Raw genomic sequence first — 22,412 nt, 5'->3', positions numbered from 1 at the left:
ACATGGGTATGAAGGACAAGGCCGGCAAGATGCAGGAACAGGGCAAGCAGAAGGCGCGCGAGGCCCAGGAGCAGGCCAAGCAGCGTGGTCAGCAGACCCAGCAGCAGACCCAGCAGCAGGCCCAGCAGCAGACGCAGCAGCGTGGTCAGCAGGCGCAGCAGCGTGGCCGGCAGACGCAGGACCGCGGTCGTCAGAACCTGGACGACACCGAGCAGGAGATGCAGGACCGGTTCGACCAGGACTACGACGCGTAGCCGTCGTACCTGGCTCGACCGCGTGGGGCGCCCTTCGATCCGGAGGGCGCCCTGCGCCTTTGCCCACGGGCCGGGGCCTGCCCCTGCCCGTGGCAGCGCGGACCGTGATGGGCATACTGTCGGCTGATCGCCTGAACGCCGCGCGGTCTTCGGAAGCACGGGGAGTGGGGGATTGTCGTGGGGCTGATGGACCGCATCCGCGGAGAGTTCATCGACATCATCGAGTGGACCGACGACGGCCGGGACACCATCGTGTGGCGCTTCCCGCGCTACGGCAACGAGATCAAGATGGGCGCCCGGCTCGTGGTGCGCGAGTCGCAGGTGGCCGTCTTCGTCAACGAGGGCCGGCTGGCCGATGTCTACCAGCCCGGCACGTACACCCTCTCCACCCAGAACATGCCGGTCCTGTCCACCCTGAAGGGCTGGAAGCACGGCTTCGAGTCGCCGTTCAAGGCCGAGGTCTACTTCGTCACCACCCGGCAGTTCACCGACTTCAAGTGGGGCACCCAGAACCCGGTGATCCTGCGGGACGCCGAATTCGGCATGGTCCGGGTCCGCGCCTTCGGCACCTTCGCCGCCAAGGTGGTGGACGCCGCCGCGCTGCTGCGCGAACTGGTCGGCACCGACCCGCAGTTCCGCACCGAGGAGGTCGGCGAGCACCTGCGGCAGCTGATCGTCTCCAAGCTGGGCTCCGCGCTGGGCGCGTCCGGCGTGCCGCTGCTGGACCTCGCCGCCCGGCAGGACGGCATCGGGCAGCAGCTGGCCGGATCCCTGACCCAGGAGCTGTCCGCCACCGGTATCGCCATTCCCCGGTTCTACATCGAGAACATCAGCGTCCCGCCGGAGGTCGAGGCGGCGATCGACACCCGCTCCCGGATGGCGATCACCGGCAACCTGGACGACTACGCCAAGCTGCAGGCGGCCGACGCGATCCCGATCGCCGCCGCCAACCCCGGTACCGGCGGCGACGCCCTCGGGCTGGGCGTGGGCATGGCCCTGGGCCAGCGGATCGTGCAGAGCACGTCCGGTGCGGCGGCTCCCCAGGCCCCGGCGCAACCCGCCCCGGCCCCCGCTGCCACTCCCGCCCCCGCTCCCGCTGCCGCCGACGTCCCGCCGCCGCTGCCCACCGCGCCGCGCTGGTTCATCGCGGTCGGCGGTCAGCAGCAGGGCCCGTACGACGAGAGCGCGCTGGCCGGTCAGGTCGCGGCCGGCAACCTGACCCGTACCACGCTGGTCTGGCGCAGCGGGCAGGCCGCCTGGCAGCCCGCGGACCAGGTTCCGGAACTGGCGTCGCTGCTCGCCGACGTCCCGCCGCCGCTGCCCCCGCAGGGCTGAGCTCCGCCACCCGGAACCTTCCGGCAACAGGTCGCAAGGAGAAGTGAGTTGACGGATCAGGACGTCGTGCCTGCGCCCGACCGGGCGTTCCAGTGCGAGGCGTGCGGCGGGGTCAGCGAGTACGCGCCCGGGACGTACGCGCTGCGCTGCCCGTACTGCAAGCACGAGCAGGACATCACGCCGATACCGCGGCAGGTGACCGAGCACCCCATCGAGGAGCTGGCCGCGCTGCCCCGCCGGGCATCCGCGCCGGACCGGGTGAAGGTGTACACCTGCCCCGGCTGCCACGCGGTGACCGAGAGCGACACGCTCAGCGACAAGTGCCAGTTCTGCGGCACCCCGCTGGTCGCGGACGCCTCCGGCACCGAGCGCGTGGTGCCCGAGGCGGTACTGCCCTTCGGGGTGGGCCGCGAGCAGGCCCGTGACGCGCTGGCGAAGTGGACCAGCTCCCGCTGGTTCGCGCCCGACGAGCTGAAGAAGGTCACCGAGGCGGAGACCTTCCGGGGCAGCTACCTGCCGCACTGGACCTACGACGCGCAGACCACCACCCAGTACACCGGCGAACGCGGCGAGCACTACTGGGTCGAGGAGGAGGACTCCGAGGGCAACAAACGGCAGGTGCGGCGCACCCGTTGGCGCCACACGTCCGGGACCGTCGGCCGGTTCTTCGACGACGTCCTGGTGCCCGGCAGCGGCCAGGTGCCGGTGAAGGAACTGGACAAGCTGGCTCCCTGGCCGCTGGAGGAGACGGTTCCCTACCAGGAGGAGTACCTGGCGGGCTTCCGTACCGTCCGCTACGACGTCGAGCCGGAGACCGGCCTGGAGTCGGCGAAGGCGCGGATGGCGCCGGTGATCCGCGCCGACTGCGTGCGGGACATCGGCGGCGACGAACAGCGGGTGCACTCGATGTCCACCCTCTACAGCGGCCTCACCTACAAGCTGGTGCTGCTGCCGGTCTGGTTCCTGACCTACGTCCACGCCGGCAAGACATGGCCGGTGATGGTCAACGCCCGTACCGGCGAGGTCATCGGCGAGCGGCCGTACAGCCCGGTGAAGATCGCCCTGGCGTCGGCGGCCGGCGCGTTGCTGATCGCCATGGTGGTGCTGCTCGTGACGATGCTGCGCCACTGAGGGCCGAGGCTGTGCTCACGTGGCCGTCGGCCGCGGGGGCAGCTTGGGGCGGGACCTGTCCGGGGCCTCGCTGTAGTCGGGCGGGAGCGCCGCGGGGTGGGTGGTCAGAAGGTCCAGGGCCAGCTGGATCGCGTCGTCCATCTCGACATGGCGGCCCTCCGCCCAGTCCAGGGGGGTGCGCAGGACCTCCACGTCGGGGGCCACACCGTGGTTCTCCACGGACCAGCCGTAGTCCTCGAACCAGGCCGCGTTCATCGGCACCGTGATCACCGTGCCGTCGCCCAGCCGGTGCCGCCCGGTCATGCCGACGACTCCGCCCCAGGTCCGCTGCCCCACCACCGGGCCGAGCCTGAGCAGCTTGATCGCGGCCGTGATCATGTCGCCGTCGGAGGAGGTGGCCTCGTCGGCGAGGGCCACGATCGGGCCGCGCGGGGCGTTGGAGGCGTACGACACCGGCTGGGCGTTCCTCGTCAGGTCCCAGCCGAGGATGGTCCGGGTCAGTTTCTCGACGACGAGTTCGCTGATGTGGCCGCCGGCGTTGCCGCGCACGTCGACGATGAGCGCCGGGCGTGAGACCTCCATGCGCAGATCGCGGTTGAACTGGGCCCAGCCCGAGCCGCCCATGTCGGGGATGTGCAGATAGCCGCACTTGCCGCCGCTCATCTCCCGTACCACCGCACGGCGTTTGGCCACCCAGTCCTGGTAGCGCAGCGGCCGCTCGTCGATCAGGGGGAGGACGGCGACCCGGCGCGGCGGCCCCGACTCGCCCTCGCCCGGCGTGAACGTCAGCTCCACCGTCGTACTGCCCGCCCCGGCGAGCAGCGGATACGGACCGGTCAGCGGATCCACCGGCCGGCCGTCCACGTGCGTGAGCACCGCGCCCTCCCGGATGCCCGTGCCCGCGAGCGGGGAACGCGCCTTGGAGTCGGAGGAGTCGCCGGGCAGGATCCGTTGCACCGTCCAGCCGCCGTCCCGGTGCACGAAGTTGGCGCCTAGCAGGCCCTGGAGGCGCTGGTAGTGCGGCGGGCCCTCGTTGCGGCGGGCGGGGGTGACATAGGCGTGCGAGGTGCCGAGTTCGCCGAGGACCTCGCGCAGCAGGTCGGCGAACTCGTCGGGGGAGGCGACCCGTTCGACCAGCGGGCGGTACTGGTCGAGCACCCCGTCCCAGTCGATGCCGCACATCCCGGGGTCCCAGAAGTAGTCGCGGATGAGGCGGCCGGCCTCGGCGTACGCCTGGCGCCACTCGGCGGGCGGGTCGACCTCGTGCAGGATGCGGCGCAGATCGATCCAGACGGTCGTGTCGCCGTCGCCGGACTCGGTCGACGGAACGGCCCGCAGCTCGCCCTCGTCGACCACGACCAGCCGGCTGCCGTCGCCGCTGACCGTGAACCAGTCCAGGTGGTCGACCAGTTCGGACTTCTTCGCCTTGCTGATGTTGAAGTACTCGAGGGTCGGCCGGCCGCTGGTGTCGGCCGGGTTGACGAAGGTCTCGCCCAGCGCGCCCGAGATCGGCCAGCGCAGCCAGACCAGACCGCCGCCCGCGACCGGGTACATCGCCGAGTACTTGGAGGCGGTGACCGGGAACGGGGTCACCCTGCTCTCCAGGCCCTCCACCTCGACCGTCACCGCGCCGCCCTCGCCGGGCTCCTCGTCCTCGACGGGGTCCAGGCCGCCGGCCGCAGGGCGCCCGTCGGGGCTGAGGGCGAAGGGGGAGGGGGTGGCGGAGGAGAGCGGAACCAGGTAGGGGCGGCAGCCGAGCGGGAAGGACAGGTCGCCGGTGTGCACGTCGTACACCGGGTCGAAGCCGCGCCAGGACAGGAACGCGAGATAGCGGCCGTCGCGGGTGAAGACCGGGTTCTCGTCCTCGAAGCGGCCGTTGGTGACGTCGATGACGTGCCGGTCGCTGATACGGGCCATCTTGATCTGCCGCAGCGAACGGCCGATGCCCGGATGCGACCAGGTCAACCATGACCCGTCCGGTGAGAAGGCCAGATCCCGCACCGGACCATTGATCGACTGGATCAACTCGGTGACCACGCCGTCAGAGCGTGTCCCGTCGAGAGAGTCAATGTCGTCAGCCCCGGTGGCATCAACATCGTCAACGTCGTCAATGCCGTCAACTTCGTCAACGGAATCAACAGAATCAAGTGAAGCCTCGACGTCGTCGGCATCCTCGGTCACGTCGATGAGCAGCAGCCGCCCGTCGTGTGCCGCCACCGCCAGCCGTTCGCCCAGCGGGTCCGAGACCAGTTCCAGCACGCGGCCCAGCTGTCCGGAGGCCAGCCGGCGCGGCGGACGGTCGCCGGTCGCCCGCGGCAGGTAGGCGATCTCGACCGCGTCCTCGCCCCCGGCGTCCGTGACATACGCGATCTGCCCGGTCGAGCCGAGCATCTCCGGCAGCCGGACCCGTACCCCGGGCGTGTCCGCGATCGTGCGCGCAGGGCCGTCGCGGTGGGTGAGCCAGTACAGGCTGCCGCGTACGACGACGGCGCTGGCCCGGCCCGTCTCGTCGACCGAGACGCCGTCGACGTGCTGGGCGGCCGGCACCTGGTAGGGGCGGCGCCCGGCACGCGGCCCGGACAGCCGTACGTCCAGCCTGCGTGGCGCCGCGTCCGGGCCGAGGTCGTCGACGAGCCACAGGTCGCCCGCGCACTGGTACACCACGCGTGTGCCGTCGCTGGAGGCGTGCCGGGCGTAGAAGGCGTCGTGGTCGGTGTGCCGGCGCAGGTCGGAGCCGTCGTAGGCGCAGGAGTAGAGGTTGCCGACGCCCTCGTGGTCGGAGAGGAAGGCGATCCGGCCGCCGACGAACATGGGGGCGCACAGATGGCCGCCGATGCCGTCGAGCAGCCGCTGCCCGTGCAGCCACAGCCGGCCCATTGCGCCGCCCCGGTAGCGCTTCCAGCCGGCCGGTTCGTGCGGCGGGGTGCCGGTGAGCAGCAGGGTCCTGCGCTCGCCTTCGATGTCGGCGACCTGGATGTCGGAGACCGGTCCCCAGGGCAGCTTGCGGCCAGGGTCGCCGTCGGGGGAGACCTTGTAGGCCCAGGTGAAATAGGAGAACGGCTGTCCGTGCGAGGCGACGGCGAGGATGTCCCCGTCCGGAGTCCAGCCGCACACCTGGGTGTCGGCGCTGCCCCAGTACGTCAGCTGCCGTCCGGGCCCGCCGTCCACGTCGACCAGGTGGATCTCGGGCACCAGGCTGCGCCAGCTCGTGTACGCGACCCGGCGGCCGTCGGGGGAGAAACGCGGATGTCCCACCTTGGTGCGGTCGACGGTGAGCCGCCAGGCGCGGCCCGGGGAGTCGAGCGAGGTCAGCCAGAGGTCGTCCTCGGCCACGAAGCACAACAGGTCGCCGTGGAGATGCGGCAGGCGCAGATAGCTCACCTCCCCATGCTTTTCCGGGCGCAGGGGCCCAGCAACTCGTGGGGGCACACCTGTCTCGAAAGTACGTGAGACAGCACACGTACGAAACGGTTTCGTTTCTATAGATCTCGGGGTATCTTCATGGTGTACGCAAGAAGATGCCGATGGAGCAGGGAAGGGTGAGTGGCATGACTGAGGTCGCAACGGCGCGTCGCAGTCGGATCACGCCCGAGCGTGAGGCCGAACTGTACGGGGCCGTGCTCGACCTGCTCCGCGAGGTCGGCTACGACGCCCTCACCATGGACGCCGTCGCCGCACGCACCAAGTCCAGCAAGGCCACCCTCTACCGCCAGTGGGGCGGAAAGGCCGAGCTGGTGGCCAAGGCGGTGCGGTACAACAAGCCGGGCGGCCGGCTGGGCGAGATCGACACCGGTTCCCTCCGGGGCGATCTGCACGCCCTCACCATGCGCTCGGACGACTGCGAGATGGAGCAGAACTCCGCGCTCATGCGGGGCCTCGCCATGGCGATCCACGGGAACCCGGATCTCCTGACGGCGTTCAAGGAGCATCTGATCGAGCCCGAGATGGCCGAGTTCCAGAATGTGCTGAAGCGTGCGATCGACCGGGGAGAGGTCCGTGCGGACAACCCGGCGATCGACTACGTGATGCACATGATGATCGGTGGGTTCGCCGCTCGTTCGCTGATCGACGAGCAGCCGCCGACGCAGTCCTTCCTTCTGTCGTACATCGACGCCGTGGTGCTCCCCGCTCTCGGCGTGACCACGCGCTGACGATTTCCCGCAGCCAGCCCACCTGACGTCTCCGCTCACGTCGTCGGGCCGATCACCCCTGCCCCCACCGGGTTGATCACCCCTGCCCTGAAAACCCCACGACCTGACCGGGAGTACGCCCTCGTGGCCACACTGCTCTACAAGCTGGGCCGGTTCGCCTTTCGGCGACGGCACTTCGTCGCCCTCATATGGGTGGCGCTGCTGACCCTCGCGGGCGTCGGCGCGGCCAATGCCCCCGCCGCGGGCTCCACGTCCTTCTCGATCCCCGGCACGGAGGCCCAGAAGGCCTTCGACCTGCTGGAACAGCGCTTCCCCGGCTCCAGTGCCGACGGTGCGACCGCGCGGGTCGTCTTCAAGGCCCCCGCGGGCGAGAAGATCTCCGACACCCTGAACAAGGCGACCGTCGAGAAGACGGTGAAGAAGCTGGCCGACGGCTCCGAGGTCACCTCCGTCGCCGACCCCTTCAAGACGCACGCCGTCAGCAAGGACGGCACCATCGCCTACGCGTCGGTGCGGTACGACGTGTCCGGCATGGAGCTCAAGGACTCCTCCCGCGACGCGCTGAAGGCGGCCGGGAACGATGCGCAGAAGGCCGGGCTGACCGTCGACATCGGCGGTGACGCGCTGCAGGCCGGAGCCGAGGCGGGGGCGGCCGGTGAGGTCATCGGCCTCGCCATCGCCGCCGTCGTCCTCGTCATCACCCTGGGCTCGCTGGTCGCGGCCGGACTGCCACTGCTGACGGCGATCATCGGCGTCGGTATCGGCGTCTCCACCATCACCACGCTCGCCAAGGCGCTCGACCTCGGCGACACCACGTCCACGCTGGCGCTGATGATCGGTCTCGCGGTCGGCATCGACTACGCGCTGTTCATCGTCTCCCGCTACCGCGGCGAGCTGGCCGAGGGCCGGGACCGCGAGGAGGCGGTCGGCCGGGCGGCCGGTACCGCCGGTTCGGCCGTGGTCTTCGCGGGCCTCACGGTCGTGATCGCGCTGGCGGGCCTCTCGGTCGTCGGCGTCCCCATGCTCACCAAGATGGGCCTCGCGGCGGCCGGCACGGTCGTGGTCTCCGTCCTGATCGCGCTGACCATGATCCCGGCCCTGCTCGGCTACGCGGGCAGGCGGGTCAAGCCGGTCGGCGAGAAGCGCCGCAAGAAGACCGAGGGCCACGCCAAGCAGGGCAAGCCCGGTCTGGGCGAGCGCTGGGCGAGCTTCGTCGTCCGCCGCCCGGCCGCCGTACTGCTGCTCGGCGTGGTCGGCCTGGGCGCGGTCGCCCTCCCGGCCACCCAGCTGCAGCTCGGCCTGCCCGACGACGGCTCCCAGCCGACGTCCACGACCCAGCGCCGCGCCTACGACCTCCTGTCGGAGGGCTTCGGCCCCGGCTTCAACGGCCCCCTGGTGGTCGTGGTCGACGCCAAGGACAGTGACCGTCCCAAGGCCGCGGCCACCACCGTCGCCGACGACATCAAGGGCCTCAAGGACGTCGTCACCGTCACCCCGGCGACGTTCAATAAGGCCGGCGACACCGCGACGATCACCGTGATCCCGTCGTCCAAGCCGTCCTCCGTGCAGACCGAGGACCTGGTACACGTCATCCGGGACAACGGCGCCGGCATCAAGGCCGACACGGGTGCGAAGGTGCTGGTCACCGGTACCACCGCGATGAACATCGACTTCTCGCAGAAGCTCAACGACGCGCTGGTCCCGTATCTCGCGCTGGTGGTCGGCCTCGCCTTCCTCCTGCTGATCGTGGTCTTCCGGTCCATCCTCGTCCCGCTGAAGGCAGCCCTCGGCTTCCTGCTCAGCGTGCTCGCCGCGCTCGGCGCCGTCGTCGCGGTCTTCCAGTGGGGCTGGCTCGGCAGCCTGCTCGGCGTCCAGCAGACCGGCCCGATCATGTCGATGATGCCGATCTTCATGGTGGGCGTGGTCTTCGGTCTCGCGATGGACTACGAGGTGTTCCTCGTGACCCGGATGCGAGAGGCGTACGTCCACGGGGAGACGCCGGGCCAGGCCGTCGTGACCGGCTTCCGGCACAGCGCGCGCGTCGTGGGCGCCGCCGCCGTCATCATGATGTCCGTCTTCGGAGGCTTCATCACCTCCAGCGAGTCCATGATCAAGATGATCGGCTTCGGCCTCGCGATCGCGGTCTTCTTCGACGCGTTCATCGTCCGCATGGCGATCGTCCCGGCGGTGCTCGCCCTGCTCGGCAAGCGCGCCTGGTGGCTGCCGAAGTGGCTGGACCGCGTCCTGCCCAACGTCGACGTCGAGGGCGAGGGCCTGCGCACCGCCACCGACCGGGCGGCCGGCAAGGACGACGAGGACCGGGAACTGGTACGCGCCTGACGCACAGCGCATGACAGACCGCCGGTGAGGGTCCGTGGGGACGGGGCGCCCTCACCGGCTTCCTCGTTCCCGCACGGGAACGCGCGTTATCCGCTCGCAGTCGCCGTGTCCCCTTGGCTAGCGTGCCCCGTATGACGACGACAGCCGCCACTGACGCCGATGCCGGGGATTCCGGCGCCCACCCTCGTTTCGCCGCCGCTCTGGCGGAGCTGGGACTGGGGGAGCTGACCTCCCGCATCCGACGCTTCCCGGACGCGACCCGTACCGCCGCCGAGGCCGCCGCGGCGGTCGGCTGCGAGCTGAGCGAGATCTGCAAGTCGCTGATCTTCGCGGCCGACGGGGTGCCGGTGCTGGTGCTGATGGACGGCGCCTCCCGGGTCGACGTGGAACTCGTCCGCAAGGAACTCGGCGCCGAGAAGGTGACGAGGGCCAAGGCGGACGTCGTACGCGAGACGACCGGGTACGCCATCGGGGGCGTGCCGCCGTTCGGGCACCGTACGCGCACGCGCGTGCTCGCCGACCGGGCGCTGCTGCGGCACGACACGGTGTGGGCCGCCGCCGGCAACCCCCACGCCGTCTTCCCGATCGCGCCCGCCGCCCTGGTGGCGCACGCCGGCGCCACGGTCGTGGACGTGCGCGAGCCCTCCGCGTGACCCCACTGGTCACCGCGGCCGTCCTGGTCGCCGCGGTCACGCACGCCGGCTGGAACGTGATCGCCCACCGGATCACCGACAAACTCGTCGGCTCCTCCCTGATCGCCGCCGGAGGAGTGCTGATCGGGCTGCTGCTGATGCCGTTCGCCGCGGTCCCGGCGGCGGGCGCATGGCCGTACCTGATCGCCTCCTCGGTCGTCCATGTCGCCTACTTCGCGCTGCTGATGCTCTCCTTCCGGCTCGGCGACTTCGGGCAGGCGTACCCGATCGCGCGCGGCACCGCACCGCTGCTGGTCACCCTGTTCGCCGCCGTCTTCGCGCACGAGGCCCCGGACGCCCCAGCAGCCGCCGGAATCGCCGTGTCCTGTGCCGGGCTCACCGGGCTCGCCCTGTGGGGGCTGCGCGGCCGCCGGCCCGACCGGGCGGCGATCGGGGCCGCCCTCGCCACGGGCCTGTCGATCGCCGCGTACACGGTCATCGACGGCCTCGGGGTACGGGCCTCCGGCTCCTCCGTCGGCTACATCGCCTGGCTGATGGTCCTCCAGGGACTGGTGATCCCCGGCTACGCCCTGTACCGCAGACGCGGCGAACTACTCACCGCGGCACGCCCGTTCGCGGCCCTGGGACTGTTCGGCGCCGCCCTCTCCGTACTCGCCTACGGGCTCGTCCTCTGGGCCCAGACCCGCGCCGAACTCGCCCCGATCGCCGCCCTGCGCGAGTCGTCGGTCAAGTCTCGCTGATGCGGTAATAACTCCGCTGGTCAGGAGCTGATGAGGCCACATGCCTCGGGTACTTGGCCAGGACCAGAGGCAGTCGGTCCCCGGCGCACGGACCGACGTCTTGGTGATCTCCATACTCTTGAAACCTGGTCAACTTCTGGGCGACCAGACAAAATTGCCAGCAATATCATGTGAAAACTGGGGGGCCAGTGTTGCCACGTTCGATCGCAGCTTTCGCGGGCGTGGTCGGCCTTCTCGGCGCGGGCCTGACGCTGACTCCGTCCGCCGCCCGCGCGGATGGCAGCACGCTGTACGTGAACAACCTCTCGACGTCGAACTGCTCCGACAGCGCAGCCGGCGCGGGCTCGCAGGCCCAGCCCTACTGCTCGCTGCAGACTGCCGTCGACGCCGCGCAGCCGGGTGACACGGTCATGGTGGTCAGGGGGATCTTCGGACCGCTCGATGTGAAGACCTCGGGGACCGCGAGTGCTCCCATCACCATCACCACCGGCACGAGCAAGGCGCTCATCCAGATCATCACGCCCCAGTCGGGCTCCGGCCCTGCGCTCACTCTCGACCACGTGCACGACGTGGCGGTGCACGGTTTCTTCATCGGGACGAACGTCCGGGCCCCGGTCGTGGCGGTCGAGGGATCCAGCGAGGTCACGCTGGACGGCGACCGCGTCGGGGGCGCCTATTCGGGTGCGCTGGTGAGCATCGACGGGCAGAGCAACGCCCTGACACTCAGCCGGGACGACATCGACACCCAGCCAGGCGAGGACGGCGTGGACATCGCGCCGGGGGCGAGTGGGACGGTGATCACCGGCAGCGAGTTCTCCTACGGGAGGAACGCGCCCGTGAACGCAGCGGGTGCGCCCGGCACCGTCGTGGTGGGCAACACCTTCACCAACGACGGCGGCTGCAACACCGCGATCGCGCTCACCGGCACCTCCTCCGGTTCGACGATCGAGAACAACGCCTTCTTCCTCGGAACCTCCGGCGGCTGTGCGACGTACGGCACCAGCACGCCGGTGGTGGTGTCCTCCGGATCGACGAGCGGCACCACCTACGACTACAACGTCTTCGAGTCCGAGTCCGATGACGCGCTCTACAACTGGGGCGGCCAGACCTACGCGACCGCCGCCGATCTGCAGACCGCGACCGGCCAGGGGAAGCACGAACTGTACGTCGCGGTGGCCCTGGACCGGACCAGCCTGAACATCACCCCGCTCATCGACTCCGCCGACGCCGACGCACCGCACGAGCTCAGCACCGACTTCGACGGCAAGCCCCGCGTGGACGACCCGCGCGTGGCCGACACCGGCACTGGCGCCGGTTATTACGACCGCGGCGCGACGGAATACCAGGACCCCTATCAGTTGGCGCCCGCCGTCTCCGTCAGCAAGGGTCCGGCCCCGCTGTCCGAGACGATCACGGCGGACGAGACCAACCCCTGGAAGACCCGGATCACTGGCTACACCTTCACCTTCGGAGACGGCAGCGACCCGGTGGTCTCCGCCACCCCCAGCGTCACCCACGGCTACGCCGCGATCGGCTCCTACCCCGTCACGGTCACCGCCACCACGGCGGCCGGGGCCTCTGTCGCCGGCAGCAAGAAGGCCTACGTCAACGTCGCGGCCGTAGCTCCGCTGGTGCCTGCCCTGTCGCTCAGCCAGGCCTATCCGTACAGCAGCCTCACCGTCCGGGCGGACGCCACCAGGACCACCGACGACTGGAGCATCGCCGACTACAGCGTCGACTACGGGGACGGCACCCCGGCCGCAGACCTCGGCACCAGCGGCGTCGGTGGCCACACCTATGCCAAGCCCGGCACCTGCACCGCCACCCTGACGGTCAAGGACGACGGCGGGAACACCGCCACGAGCACCCAACAGGTCACCGTCGGCAGCGCATTCGTGCCCTTCGGGCCGACCAGGATCCTGGACACCCGCAACGGCACCGGCGCCGCCAAGGCGAAGGCCGGACCGGGCGCGGTGCTGCGACTCAAGGTCGCGGGCGTCAAGGGCGTCCCCGCCACCGGGGTGACCGCGGTCACGCTCAACCTGACCGGCGTCAACGCCTCCACCAGCACCGTGATCACCGTCTACCCCGACGGCACCACCCGGCCGACCGCCTCCAACCTGAATCTGGTCCCCGGCCAGGCCACGCCGAACCTGGTCACCGTGCCGGTCCCCGCCGACGGCTACGTCGACCTGTACAACCACTCGGGCAGCGTCGACCTGGTGGGTGACGTCGAGGGCTACTACAGCACCACCGCCGCGGTCACCGTGGGCGGGACGGGCTTCGTCCAGGAGAGCGGCCCGACCCGGGTGCTGGACACCCGCAACGGGACCGGCACCGTCAAGGGCAAAGCCGGGCCGGGCGGGCTGGTCACGCTCACCCTGCCGGCCGGCGGGGCCGGCAATGCCTCCGCGGTGCTGCTGAACGTGACCGAGACCAATGCCACCGCCTCCAGCTGGGTCGGCCTGGAACCGAGCTCCGGCAATGTCCCCACCAGCTCCGTACTGAACTTCACGGCCGGACAGACCAGCGCCAACCTGGTCGTCGCGCCGGTGAGCAACGGGCAGGTCCAGTTCTACAACCGCTACGGCAGCGTCGACCTGATCGCCGACCTCGAAGGCTATGTGGTGTCCAACGTGGCGACGTCCCCGAGTGCCCTGGGCTCGCCCTACTTCCCGATCTCGCCGACCCGGGTGCTGGACACCCGCAACGGCACCGGTGCGGCCCAGGGCACACTCGGCGCCAAGTCCAAGATCAGCGTCAAGGTTGCGGGAGTCAGCGGCGTCCCGGCCGGAGTGAAGGCGCTGCTGGTGAACCTCACCGGCGTCAAGCCCACCACCAACACCTGGTTGTCGGCCTACGCGGACGGATCAGCCCTGCCCGGCAGTTCCACCCTGAACCTGGCCGCCGGCGCCACCCGTGCCAACCTGGCCCTGGTCCCGGTCGGTTCCGACGGGTCGATCGACATCTACAACAACAGCGGCAGCGTCAACGTGGTCGCGGATATCGAGGGCTACTACATCGGCTGATCCGGCCGCCGGGCGGAGCGCGGCCTGGGAGGTCGTGCAGGTGTCGGGACCGGGCTCGAAGCCCTCGTGGCATCGACCGTGCGTCCAGCCCGGCACCGGCAGCAGCGGCCGGATGATCGCCGACTCCGCATCCGACATGTCCGGCGGACAGCACGGCCGCCGGGACCCGACAGGCGCGTCCTGTGAGCGCAGCCGTAGGGCTTGGTTCGCGTCCGTCGCCGCGCTGGGCGTCGCCCAGTCAAGTGCTGCTCATGCAGTAATAACTTCGCTGTTCAGGGATGCTGAGGCACCGGCGCGTCAGCGTGGCGGATTCGCAAGGTCAGTACGCGTGAGCCGCGGTGACCTCTGCGGAGCGGGCCAGGGCCTGTCGGGCGTCCGAACCGCGGAGGGCCAACAGGGTGAGGGCGAGCGCGTCAACCACAACGAGATGAGCGAGGCGGCCTGCAACGGCTTCGAGGCCGAGGGTGAGGTCCTGGCCACCGGCAAGCAGCGTGCACTGGCTGGTCTCGGTCAGCGGTGAACGGGCATAGCTGGTGAGCGAGATGACCGTGGCTCCGCACGCGTGGGCCCGTCGGGCGGCGTCCACAGTGGTGCGGGTGGCGCCGGTGTGGCTGACGGCCAGGCAGACGGCGTCCGCCGGAAGCGACGAGGCGGCCACCTCGGCGGTGAGCGGGTCGGTGGGGGCGTCGACGGCGCAGCCCAGAGCCCTGAGGCGGTAGGCGGCGTCGGTGGCCACGGCGGTGGACAGACCCGCACCGACGACCAGGACCCGGCTTGCGGCGTGCAACGCCTCGGCGGCGGTACGGAGGTGGTCGGGAGAGACGGTCGTGGACAGTCCGTCCAGCACCTCGCGTGCCGCTTGCACGGTGTCGGCCAACGCGCGGGAGGTGGCATCGACGCCTTCCGGTGTGGTGGGCCGGGGCACCTCCCGAGCCGCCGCGATCTTCACCTCCTGATAGCCGCGAAAGCCCAGCCGCTGACAGGCGCGAACCACGGAGGAGGCAGCTGTGTGCGCCATTGTGGCGACGTCACTGACGCTCAGCCGGACCAGTTCGGGCCCCTGATCGAGCAGGACCTGAGCGACCCTGGCCTCCGCGTCGCGCAGTTGCGGCAGCCGGGCGCGCACGTGGGCAGCGAGATTCTGCACGTCAACGGCCCGTGCGTCGGCAGAAGCACTCCCGATTGGGGAATCTTGTTCCATGCGAGTAGCGTAATACGGAATCGGATTCCCTACTTCTTCAGCTTCGGGAACGGTCGACGCTCATGGGTGTGTTCATGCAAGCAGGTGCTGCCGTGCCTGTAGTGGTGTTGGCCGCGGCGGTGCTGCACGCCGTGTGGAACGCACTGGCGCATGCGATGCCGAACAAGCTCGCCGGCTTCACCCTGATCAACCTCGCCTTCGTCGGCGTCAGTGCGATCTGGGTCTGTTTCACTCCGCTCCCCGGTTCCGCTGCCTGGCCATTCATCGCGGCCTCGACCGTGCTCCAGATCGCCTATCAGGCACTGCTGCTCCAGGCGTACAAGCTCGGTGACTTCGGCCAGATGTACCCGGTGGCGCGCGGCGTCGCACCCATGCTGGTCGCCGTCGTCTCGGTGGGCGTTCTCGGCCAGGAGCTGTCAGCCCCCGAACTCACCGGTGTCCTGGTCATTTCCGCCGGGCTGGTTGCCCTCGCTCTGGCGGACGGCTTGCCGGACCGCACCCAGCTGCCGGCCCTGATGGCTGCCCTCGGCACCGGCGTCATGATCGCCTCGTACACGGTCGTCGACGGCACGGGCGTACGGCGCTCGGACACCGTCTTCGGTTACATAGCCTGGGGTTTCCTGCTACAGGGCATGCTCTTCTGCGCCGGTGCCTTTGCCCTGGGCGGGCGCGGACTGCGACACCGGCTGCGCGACGCCCCGATGCGTGGGTTCACCGGTGGGCTGCTCTCACTGACCGCGTACGGACTGGTGGTGTGGGCGCAGGACCACGGCGACCTGGCGTCCGTCGCCGCACTCCGCGAGACCAGCATTGTCATTGCCGCGCTGCTCGGTACCGTGTTCTTCCACGAGCGGCTGGGCGGCCGACGGCTGGCCGCGAGCGCCACCGTGGTGGTCGGCATCGCCCTGCTCCAACTCGCGCACACCTGAACGTCCGAGCCGACGAGTGCCTGGCCGTGCGAGTGACCTCGGTCAAGTCTTGCTGATGCAGTAATGACTTGGCTGTTCGGAGGTCACAGGTCGCGGTTATTTGCAGTCCCCTCCGCCGTCCGTCTACGCCTCGAACCAAGTTGATCAAGCCATCCAATGCTACTGCTTCGAGACATCCTCATAATTGATGTGGACTCAACAATGGGGCAATGCTTACCCCCCTTCGGGTTGTTGATCTTTGGATCACGCCAGAGAGCTGATTTTGACCACGAGGGGGGAACGACCATGTTGAGCAAGAAGCTGGTGGTTGCTGCCATGACGGGTGCGCTCGTCATGACGGGAACGAGCGCGTTCGCGTTCGGTACGAAGAGCACATCGTTGCAGAACGGGACCTTGAGCATCTTCGCTCAGGACGGCTGCGATGTCTCTGCAAACTGCAGCCTGTACTACTCCTCCACGACGTACAAGAAGACTGGTGGCAGTAGCGTGTCGATTCAACTCGGCATGACCACTGGAGACGCTCTGTACCTGGACACGGCGAAGACGATCAAATCAGGGCAGACGGCGTCGCACAGTTGGGGCGGTAAGAGCAAGGCTGCCGTTCCGGACTGCACCATCGTCGGATACATGAAGGCCAGCACCGGCGACTACTACACGCCGCCCGTCGACGTCTGCTAACTACTGTGGTGCGATGCCCAGGGAGCAAGTCTCAATCCCTGGGCGTCGTGCCCGTAAGGTCATCACGTGATTGAAGCGTCCATCGCAGCCGTTCCAGGCCTGGTTGTCTCCTTCCTGATACTTGCCGTCCTACTCGGCCTCCCGACGGCACTGGTGGCGAAAGCTCGCGGCAAGTCCTGGCCGCTGCGAACCGCGCTGGCGGTGTACCTGGCGGGCATTCTCGCCGTGACCCTACTCGCGGGCAACGCCGGCCTGAAGCCGGGACAGTGTGACACCGGAGCACCTATCCATCTTTTTACGTCGGCGGGTTCTCTGTTGAACATCGCCCTTTTCGCTCCCGGCGCTTTCCTGGCTGTCCTGTTGTTCAGGCGGCCGGTTACCGTCGCGGCGGCGTTCGGCCTTTTGAGCGCGGCAGTGGAACTGACCCAGTCCCTGGGCAACCTCGGTCGCGCGTGTAGCGCTACTGATTTCGTGGCCAACGGGACCGGCGCTGTGTTCGGCACTGCTGTCGGTGCAGTATGGCTGTACCGGCGAGGCCAGACGACGGGTAAGCCTGCTCGCGACCTCGTATGGGGTGTTGCCGTCGCAATGGTGGGTGCCCTGGGAGTAGCGGGGGTGTTCCACGAGCGGATCAAGCCGGTAGATGTTGTTGCGCAGGACGACCGGACCCACAGTCTTGCGGAATCCTCTGTTCAAGCCAACGGATGGATCACTGTCGCGGCTCAAGGAATCTTCGGCAGCGGCACGGAGGTGCAGCAGTCCGAAACCGAGAGGCACGGTGACCGCCTGCGAATCAGTGCCCGGACCAATCGGGGCAAGATCTCTGGCTGGTGGCCCGACAAGACCTTGGAGAGCGCTTGGTCTTCGAACACTCGGGGGGATGAGGGGAACCTCAATGAGAACCAGGTAGCCGCAGCGGCCGACAAGTTCGCGCGCCGGTGGTTCGCAGAGGATGTGGCGGGAAGCAAGCGAGTAGTGCGTCCGATAGGAGACGGCTCCACCCGGGCCTACACCGTCACCTACCGGCGGTACATTAATGGCGTGATGATGCCGATGCGGCTGAATATCACCATCACGACAACTGCTCGTGTCATGGGGTTCACGGCCAGGACGATCGAAGATCCTGAGCTGTCCAGAGTCACGGTGGATGAGACGAAGGCTCGAAGCATCGCAAAGCAGAAGACAGGACGGACGGCCGAAGCGGCCCTCCTCTTGGCGCAGAAGGTTTCCGATGCTTGGAGGCCTGTCTGGATCGTCGGAACCGGTAAAAGCGATGTCTCGGTTGACGCTTCGACCGGCATTGTGATCGCTGACACTGAGATACCGGGAAAATCCAACTGAGGCGCAACTGCTGGTAGGGCTTCGCGGTATTCGCGAAGCGGGCCCTACGCCATGCTCACCGTGTGCCTTTGGCATTGTTTTCAGCCACGCTGGCCGAGGTTGCCGACGTGCTCGACGCACACACCGTGCTGCCCTTTCCCGTCCCGCACGACTTCACCGACGGTTTCCAGATCGCCCTACTTGCGTTCCCGGCAGTGCTACCTTGACCGGCCCGTTCGGCGGGCCGGTTCCACCTTCGCTCAGCTGTCGCCCGTCGTCGTAGAGGCGGCGATCGCCCGGCTCCGCGCCGGTCTCGACTCCGGTCAGGGGCTGGCCTCAGTTGACGGGGTTCTTACCCCAGCGTGAGCCATCGGATGCCGAGTCGGCTGACGTCCGATGCTTCCTCCTTGGAGATCGGCTCGCGTCCGGTGGCCTTGTGCAGGAAGCGAAGTTGATCCCAACCCAGTTTCTCCACTGTGGCTGCTCCGTCCGGTCCGAGCAGCAGTTCCTGCACCAGATCAGCGGCCTGGGAGGTCAGCCACGGTTCGCGTCCCAGGGCGTCGGCAAGGTCCAAGCCGTGCACGGCGACCTCGACCACGCGCGTCAGCAGGAACTCCGACAGGAGCATCGGATCGCCGTGCCGGGTGCGAACTACACGCCCTTCGGGTTCGGTCCGGCACAGTCGGTCCACCTGTTGCCACACGGTGTTGAAGTCGTCGGCGAGCGCGACGCCGTTGAGCTGTGTGGCCGCGTGGTCCTGGGCCAGGGCGATCCGGGCCGCGTTGGTGTCAGGAGCGAAGCGGTCGTCGGGGCGGTAGTACTCCGCTGCCGAGACCTCGGCACGGGGCGGTGCCGGCGCGGCCAGCATGCCCGGCAGCCAGGCGATCACCACTCGGATGTGAGCCAGCAGGTCACTCACATTCCACGGCACGCACCGTGTCGGCAGACTCCATTCGGCCGTCGAGACCCCGGTCATCGCCCACGCAAGCTCGCTCACCTCCAGACGAAACGCTTCGACCACCCGCCCCTGATCCATACCGATCAAGCTACCGGCCGGAACTCGTGCAGTGGCAGAAGCCGTCATCCCGGAGATGCTCAGTCACGTCGGTCGGAGAGCAATCGCCCTGCCACAGCCAGCACCAGCCCGGCCGCGACGAGGTAGAGGCCAAGGCGTTCTTCGGGCACTGCCTGTGACCACACTTGCCAGGCTGACGAGGTGTAGGAGTCGGCGGCCAGGAAGGACCCGTAGACCCTGGGGGGCGTGCTGGTCCGGCCGCGCACCCACAGCAGGGCGCCTATGGCGGCACAGGTCGCGGACATCGCGTACAGGACCGTGGCGCGGCGCGGATCCGGTCTGTTCACGGGCTCTCCCTCGGCTTTGTTGTTCTGGCGTGTGGATTCTCGCCGCTCGTACCGGTCATGTCCGCCCCGGGGACTCGTTCCGGCCTGTGTGTGCAACAGCCTTGGCCATCACCCCTTCGGTCTGCTGGGCTTGGTCCATGGACACCGCCGCTGCCGACCGTCCGTCGGCGACCTACGACCGCATCGGCAGGGGGTACAGCGAAATCCGACGTCCTGATCCCCGTCTGAACGCCCTGATCGGCCAGGCCCTGGAAGGCGCCCGTACCGTTGTCAACGTCGGCGCCGGTGCCGGTTCCTATGAGCCGGAGGACGCCGACGTGACAGCTGTCGATCTCTCTCAGGTCATGCTCGACCAGCATCCCGGGACGAAGAAGGTGAGGGCAGGGGCCGAAGACCTGCCGTTCCCGGACGGTTCCTTCGACGCTGCCATGGCCATCCTGACTGTCCATCACTGGGCCGACCTGAACCGGGGACTCGGTGAAATGCGCCGCGTGGCCCGCAGGCAGGTCGTCTTCACCTGGGATCCGATGCACCGGCCGGAGCTCTGGCTGCTGGAGGAGTACCTGCCGGAGATCCGTGAGTTGGACCATGCCCGTTTCACTCCTGTGGCCGAGGTCGCCGACGCGCTCGACGCGCACACCGTGACGCCTTTCCCCATCCCGCACGACTTCACCGACGGCTTCCAGTGCGCCTACTGGAGTCGACCGGAGTTCTACCTCGATCCGGTGATCCGGCGAGCCAGTTCCACCTTCGCCCAGTTGTCGCCCTCGGTCGTGGGGCCGGCGATCGCCCGGCTCCGCGCCGACCTCGACTCCGGCGACTGGCACCGCCGCCACGCCGACCTGGTACGCGAGCAGAGCATGGACTACGGATACCGCCTGCTCATCGCCGGCACGTAGCCGCAGCGGCCCTCCGCATCACATCGGTCATCGTCGGCGCCGCCATCGGCGCGGTCTTCTTCAAGGAGCGGTTCGGGGCGCCCAGGATCGCTGCGGCCGGACTGCTGGTCGTCGGGATCGGGCTGATGCTGCATGCCGGATAGGGAAGGGGCATGTCGCTGGAGATTCCAGGTGGTCCGGCTACGCGGCTCTGTCCTCGGCTCGCCGGCCGGACGCGGTCCGGTCGAGCCCCTTCTCCCGTAGCAGCGTGAGGAAGGCGGCCGTCTGCTGTTCGTCCAGAGCCGCGACCGGCAGGCCCATGGCCAGCTGCGGTGACACGCGCAGCATCCAGAAGCCGCCGACGCGCGAGACGCTCCGGAACGTCGTCCAGGTCCGGGACGTGGACCGGTCCGGGCCCTGGGTGCGGTACTCCGTGTCCGTCATGGTGACGGTGACCTTCCGCTCGCCCACCAGGTAGGGCGCCAGCTGACGCCGGACGGAACGCTCGCGCAGGAGGAAGAACCCCGCTCCCCAGAGCACCAGTACCGTGCCGGCCGGGACACCGTTGGGAACCTGTGCACCGGCGACGCACAGAACACCGCCCACGAGCAGAAGCCCGGTGCAGATCGCCACGCGCTGGACGTACCGTTCCTAGAGACTGAGCGGGAGTGAGTCCTGTTGCCAGGGCTCATGCTCAGCCGAACGCCCCCAACGGTGTTGGGCGTTCTGGTCGACCGCGTTCGCTCCGCGTCCGGGCGGCACGGATCGTGTCCGTGGTCCGGGGATGCGGGGGCGGTTTCCCTCACGCCCCGGGGTACCCGGTTCGGCCTGGACGGTCCGATGCCCCGCACGATCGCTCCGGTCGTGTGGGGGCGGTGCCGTCCGTCGCCTGATCGGGTGTCCCAGGGCGCGTCGTCCGATCGCCACGGCGGCCGCGTCGTGGCGGGTGGTCTTCCTGTCTGTGCTGGTCAGGGGTTTCTGCCAGTGCTGGGCGCCCCAGCGGCTGGTGTAGGCGGGGTCGACGGCGATGACGGGGATGCCGAGTTCGGCCGCCATGCTCACCAGCCGGGCCCGCAGTCTGCTGACGGGCATGCCGGAGATCAGCTTGCGGAACCGCTTCTTGTGGCCGTGCTTCTCCCGGGTGGTCTCGGCGGTGAAGTCGAGGTCTTCGACGGCTATGGCGAGGCTGTGGCGTCTGGCCCAGTGCAGCAGCCGGATCAGGGCGTGCCTGACTTGGGCGTCGCGGTGCTGAGCGGTGCCGGTGAGGTCGTATGCGAACCGGAGCGGTTCGCCGACCGGGTTGCCGTGCCGGTCGAGGTGCCAGGCGGCGAGGTGGTCGGCGTTGGTGTCGACGCCGACCACACCGTTCATGCGGGCCGCTGCGAGTGGCGCCGTCCGGACCGGCGGGAGGGTCCACGAGGCGGTCAGGTACCAGCGGCCCCGGCCTGCATCTTCGTGGATGCGGTAGGCCACGGCCCGGTTCGCGGTGACCCGGTCGGCCCACTGTTCGCCCCGGTGCGCGAACGCCACCGTCGCGGCCAGGACGTACCGACCGTGCGGGGCGTTGGCCAGATGTGCCAGCGGCGCGGGGAGCTTGAGGGAGACTTCGCCGCCGGGGGTGACGCGGATGGTCTCGTTGCCGTACCGCTTGCCGGACTCGCCGTCGGCCTGGAGGAACCGTCGTTCGGCCTGCCATCGCCGACGCCATTCCTGTTCGGTCAGCTGTGCTGCCTTCAGGTGGTGCCGGGTGGTCAGCAGCCGCTTCCCGCCGCGCACCACGTGCACGACACCGGCCTGCCAGCGGGCCCGTGCCGCCTGGAGCCGGTCCTCGAGAACGTGCAGACGGCGGGACTTGGCGAACCACTCCCGCCTGCTGCGGTAACCGCCCGGCGCCCGCTTGGTGCCTTTCCCGCCGACGGGCAGGGACAGCCGGTGTCTGAGCGTGCGCACACCCGCCTGGAGACTGTGGATGTACGCGAGCAGACCGCGCCGGGCCAGCGCCCACTGATCGTGGGTGGCCTTCGTGATGCTGCCTGCCCAGCGCGAGGAGGACTCCCCGGTCAGGACACGCTTGCGCCGCGCCCACTGCCCGCTGTCGTGCTCCGGCCCAGCCGCACACCGCTCCTTCAGATCACGGGAGGCCAGCGACCCGAGGTGGTCACCGACCAGGCACAGCACCTCCAAGTCCTCACCGGTCAGACCCTTGAGCCGGGCACGGACTGCGACGCCCGCAGGACCAGGCACCACGAACGGTGCCGTCATCTCCCGCAGTCCACCCACCGCACGCACCCCCGACCCGGTGTCGCCGAAATCCGTCACCCCACCCAACGACCACCACCGACGAAGGTCACGCATTCGACGCAAGAACTCCCGTTCCCTGCCCAGAGCACGCCTGCCATCGCCCGGCACGC

The 22,412-nt window shown here is 69.2% G+C and carries 19 protein-coding genes and 1 pseudogene; 14 read left to right on the top strand and 6 right to left on the bottom strand.

The window, feature by feature from the left end:
• Positions 1–2 precede the first annotated feature (2 nt).
• The 3 genes from ACIRR9_RS13525 (at position 3) to ACIRR9_RS13515 (ending at position 2,720) form a co-directional block, all read left to right on the top strand.
• A complete protein-coding gene (locus ACIRR9_RS13525; RefSeq protein WP_403750775.1) occupies positions 3–254 on the top strand; it encodes a hypothetical protein in 252 nt (83 codons plus the stop codon).
• Between the two features lie 177 nt (positions 255–431).
• Entirely contained in the window at positions 432–1,589 is a 1,158-nt protein-coding gene (locus tag ACIRR9_RS13520) for an SPFH domain-containing protein (protein WP_403750773.1), read from the top strand.
• A 48-nt stretch (positions 1,590–1,637) separates the two neighbouring features.
• Complete coding sequence (locus tag ACIRR9_RS13515) at positions 1,638–2,720, top strand: hypothetical protein (protein ID WP_403750771.1); 1,083 nt, start codon at positions 1,638–1,640, stop codon at positions 2,718–2,720.
• Between the two features lie 15 nt (positions 2,721–2,735).
• On the opposite strand, the gene ACIRR9_RS13510 is transcribed toward ACIRR9_RS13515, so the two are convergent.
• Positions 2,736–6,101, bottom strand: a complete 3,366-nt coding sequence (locus ACIRR9_RS13510) for a S41 family peptidase (protein WP_403750769.1) — start codon at positions 6,099–6,101, stop codon at positions 2,736–2,738.
• 167 nt (positions 6,102–6,268) lie between these two features.
• Between ACIRR9_RS13510 and ACIRR9_RS13505 the strand changes: the two genes are divergently transcribed.
• The 5 genes from ACIRR9_RS13505 (at position 6,269) to ACIRR9_RS13485 (ending at position 13,633) form a co-directional block, all read left to right on the top strand.
• Positions 6,269–6,871: a TetR/AcrR family transcriptional regulator gene (locus ACIRR9_RS13505; protein WP_403750767.1), complete on the top strand. Its 603-nt coding sequence runs from the start codon at positions 6,269–6,271 to the stop codon at positions 6,869–6,871.
• Between the two features lie 123 nt (positions 6,872–6,994).
• Positions 6,995–9,211, top strand: a complete 2,217-nt coding sequence (locus tag ACIRR9_RS13500) for an MMPL family transporter (protein WP_403750765.1) — start codon at positions 6,995–6,997, stop codon at positions 9,209–9,211.
• A 131-nt stretch (positions 9,212–9,342) separates the two neighbouring features.
• The gene (locus tag ACIRR9_RS13495; protein WP_365336271.1) at positions 9,343–9,864 is read left to right on the top strand and encodes a YbaK/EbsC family protein; all 522 of its coding nucleotides are present in this window, start codon (positions 9,343–9,345) and stop codon (positions 9,862–9,864) included.
• A complete protein-coding gene (locus ACIRR9_RS13490) occupies positions 9,861–10,604 on the top strand; it encodes an EamA family transporter (RefSeq protein WP_403750763.1) in 744 nt (247 codons plus the stop codon). The genes ACIRR9_RS13495 and ACIRR9_RS13490 overlap by 4 nt, the downstream gene beginning before the upstream one ends.
• A gap of 191 nt (positions 10,605–10,795) precedes the next feature.
• Positions 10,796–13,633, top strand: coding sequence for a PKD domain-containing protein (locus ACIRR9_RS13485; RefSeq protein WP_403750761.1), 2,838 nt, complete (start codon positions 10,796–10,798; stop codon positions 13,631–13,633).
• Positions 13,634–13,952: 319 nt separating this feature from the next.
• On the opposite strand, the gene ACIRR9_RS13480 is transcribed toward ACIRR9_RS13485, so the two are convergent.
• Entirely contained in the window at positions 13,953–14,780 is an 828-nt protein-coding gene (locus tag ACIRR9_RS13480; RefSeq protein WP_403750759.1) for a MurR/RpiR family transcriptional regulator, read from the bottom strand.
• Between the two features lie 146 nt (positions 14,781–14,926).
• On the opposite strand from ACIRR9_RS13480, the gene ACIRR9_RS13475 reads away from it, so the two are divergent.
• The 4 genes from ACIRR9_RS13475 to ACIRR9_RS13460 all read left to right on the top strand — a co-directional run bounded on the left by ACIRR9_RS13475 (position 14,927) and on the right by ACIRR9_RS13460 (position 17,988).
• Positions 14,927–15,763: an EamA family transporter gene (locus ACIRR9_RS13475; protein ID WP_403750757.1), complete on the top strand. Its 837-nt coding sequence runs from the start codon at positions 14,927–14,929 to the stop codon at positions 15,761–15,763.
• A 285-nt stretch (positions 15,764–16,048) separates the two neighbouring features.
• Entirely contained in the window at positions 16,049–16,441 is a 393-nt protein-coding gene (locus ACIRR9_RS13470; protein ID WP_403750755.1) for a hypothetical protein, read from the top strand.
• Positions 16,442–16,507: 66 nt separating this feature from the next.
• Positions 16,508–17,782, top strand: coding sequence for a VanZ family protein (locus ACIRR9_RS13465; RefSeq protein ID WP_403750753.1), 1,275 nt, complete (start codon positions 16,508–16,510; stop codon positions 17,780–17,782).
• A 62-nt stretch (positions 17,783–17,844) separates the two neighbouring features.
• The gene (locus ACIRR9_RS13460; RefSeq protein ID WP_403750751.1) at positions 17,845–17,988 is read left to right on the top strand and encodes a hypothetical protein; all 144 of its coding nucleotides are present in this window, start codon (positions 17,845–17,847) and stop codon (positions 17,986–17,988) included.
• 125 nt (positions 17,989–18,113) lie between these two features.
• Here the strand turns inward: ACIRR9_RS13460 and ACIRR9_RS13455 are convergent, their stop codons facing one another.
• Both ACIRR9_RS13455 and ACIRR9_RS13450 read right to left on the bottom strand, forming a co-directional pair.
• The gene (locus tag ACIRR9_RS13455; RefSeq protein ID WP_403750749.1) at positions 18,114–18,845 is read right to left on the bottom strand and encodes a maleylpyruvate isomerase N-terminal domain-containing protein; all 732 of its coding nucleotides are present in this window, start codon (positions 18,843–18,845) and stop codon (positions 18,114–18,116) included.
• An 11-nt stretch (positions 18,846–18,856) separates the two neighbouring features.
• Positions 18,857–19,123: a hypothetical protein gene (locus ACIRR9_RS13450; RefSeq protein WP_403750747.1), complete on the bottom strand. Its 267-nt coding sequence runs from the start codon at positions 19,121–19,123 to the stop codon at positions 18,857–18,859.
• A 137-nt stretch (positions 19,124–19,260) separates the two neighbouring features.
• Between ACIRR9_RS13450 and ACIRR9_RS13445 the strand changes: the two genes are divergently transcribed.
• The gene (locus ACIRR9_RS13445; protein WP_403750745.1) at positions 19,261–20,022 is read left to right on the top strand and encodes a class I SAM-dependent methyltransferase; all 762 of its coding nucleotides are present in this window, start codon (positions 19,261–19,263) and stop codon (positions 20,020–20,022) included.
• A 5-nt stretch (positions 20,023–20,027) separates the two neighbouring features.
• Positions 20,028–20,165: pseudogene (locus ACIRR9_RS13440) on the top strand (EamA family transporter); the annotation flags it as partial.
• 37 nt (positions 20,166–20,202) lie between these two features.
• Here ACIRR9_RS13440 and ACIRR9_RS13435 read toward each other — a convergent pair.
• Positions 20,203–20,634 carry a hypothetical protein gene (locus tag ACIRR9_RS13435; protein WP_403750743.1) on the bottom strand — a complete coding sequence of 144 codons (432 nt, stop codon included), beginning with the start codon at positions 20,632–20,634 and terminating at the stop codon, positions 20,203–20,205.
• A gap of 18 nt (positions 20,635–20,652) precedes the next feature.
• Positions 20,653–22,263 carry an IS200/IS605 family accessory protein TnpB-related protein gene (locus tag ACIRR9_RS13430; RefSeq protein WP_403750741.1) on the bottom strand — a complete coding sequence of 537 codons (1,611 nt, stop codon included), beginning with the start codon at positions 22,261–22,263 and terminating at the stop codon, positions 20,653–20,655.
• Between the last annotated feature and the right edge of the window lie 149 nt (positions 22,264–22,412).

This window comes from Streptomyces sp. NPDC101234 (assembly GCF_044767525.1).
Classification (GTDB): Bacteria; Actinomycetota; Actinomycetes; order Streptomycetales; family Streptomycetaceae; genus Streptomyces; species Streptomyces sasae.
This window is presented reverse-complemented; position numbering and strand designations above follow the sequence as displayed.

Bases quoted from the DNA above. Each gene is read 5' to 3' on its own strand.
- ACIRR9_RS13470 (WP_403750755.1), top strand. From the start codon at position 16,049: ATGTTGAGCAAGAAGCTGGTGGTTGCTGCCATGACGGGTGCGCTCGTC.
- ACIRR9_RS13495 (WP_365336271.1), top strand. From the start codon at position 9,343: ATGACGACGACAGCCGCCACTGACGCCGATGCCGGGGATTCCGGCGCC.
- ACIRR9_RS13455 (WP_403750749.1), bottom strand. From the start codon at position 18,845: ATGACGGCTTCTGCCACTGCACGAGTTCCGGCCGGTAGCTTGATCGGT.
- ACIRR9_RS13445 (WP_403750745.1), top strand. From the start codon at position 19,261: ATGGACACCGCCGCTGCCGACCGTCCGTCGGCGACCTACGACCGCATC.
- ACIRR9_RS13525 (WP_403750775.1), top strand. From the start codon at position 3: ATGGGTATGAAGGACAAGGCCGGCAAGATGCAGGAACAGGGCAAGCAG.
- ACIRR9_RS13505 (WP_403750767.1), top strand. From the start codon at position 6,269: ATGACTGAGGTCGCAACGGCGCGTCGCAGTCGGATCACGCCCGAGCGT.
- ACIRR9_RS13430 (WP_403750741.1), bottom strand. From the start codon at position 22,263: ATGACGGCACCGTTCGTGGTGCCTGGTCCTGCGGGCGTCGCAGTCCGT.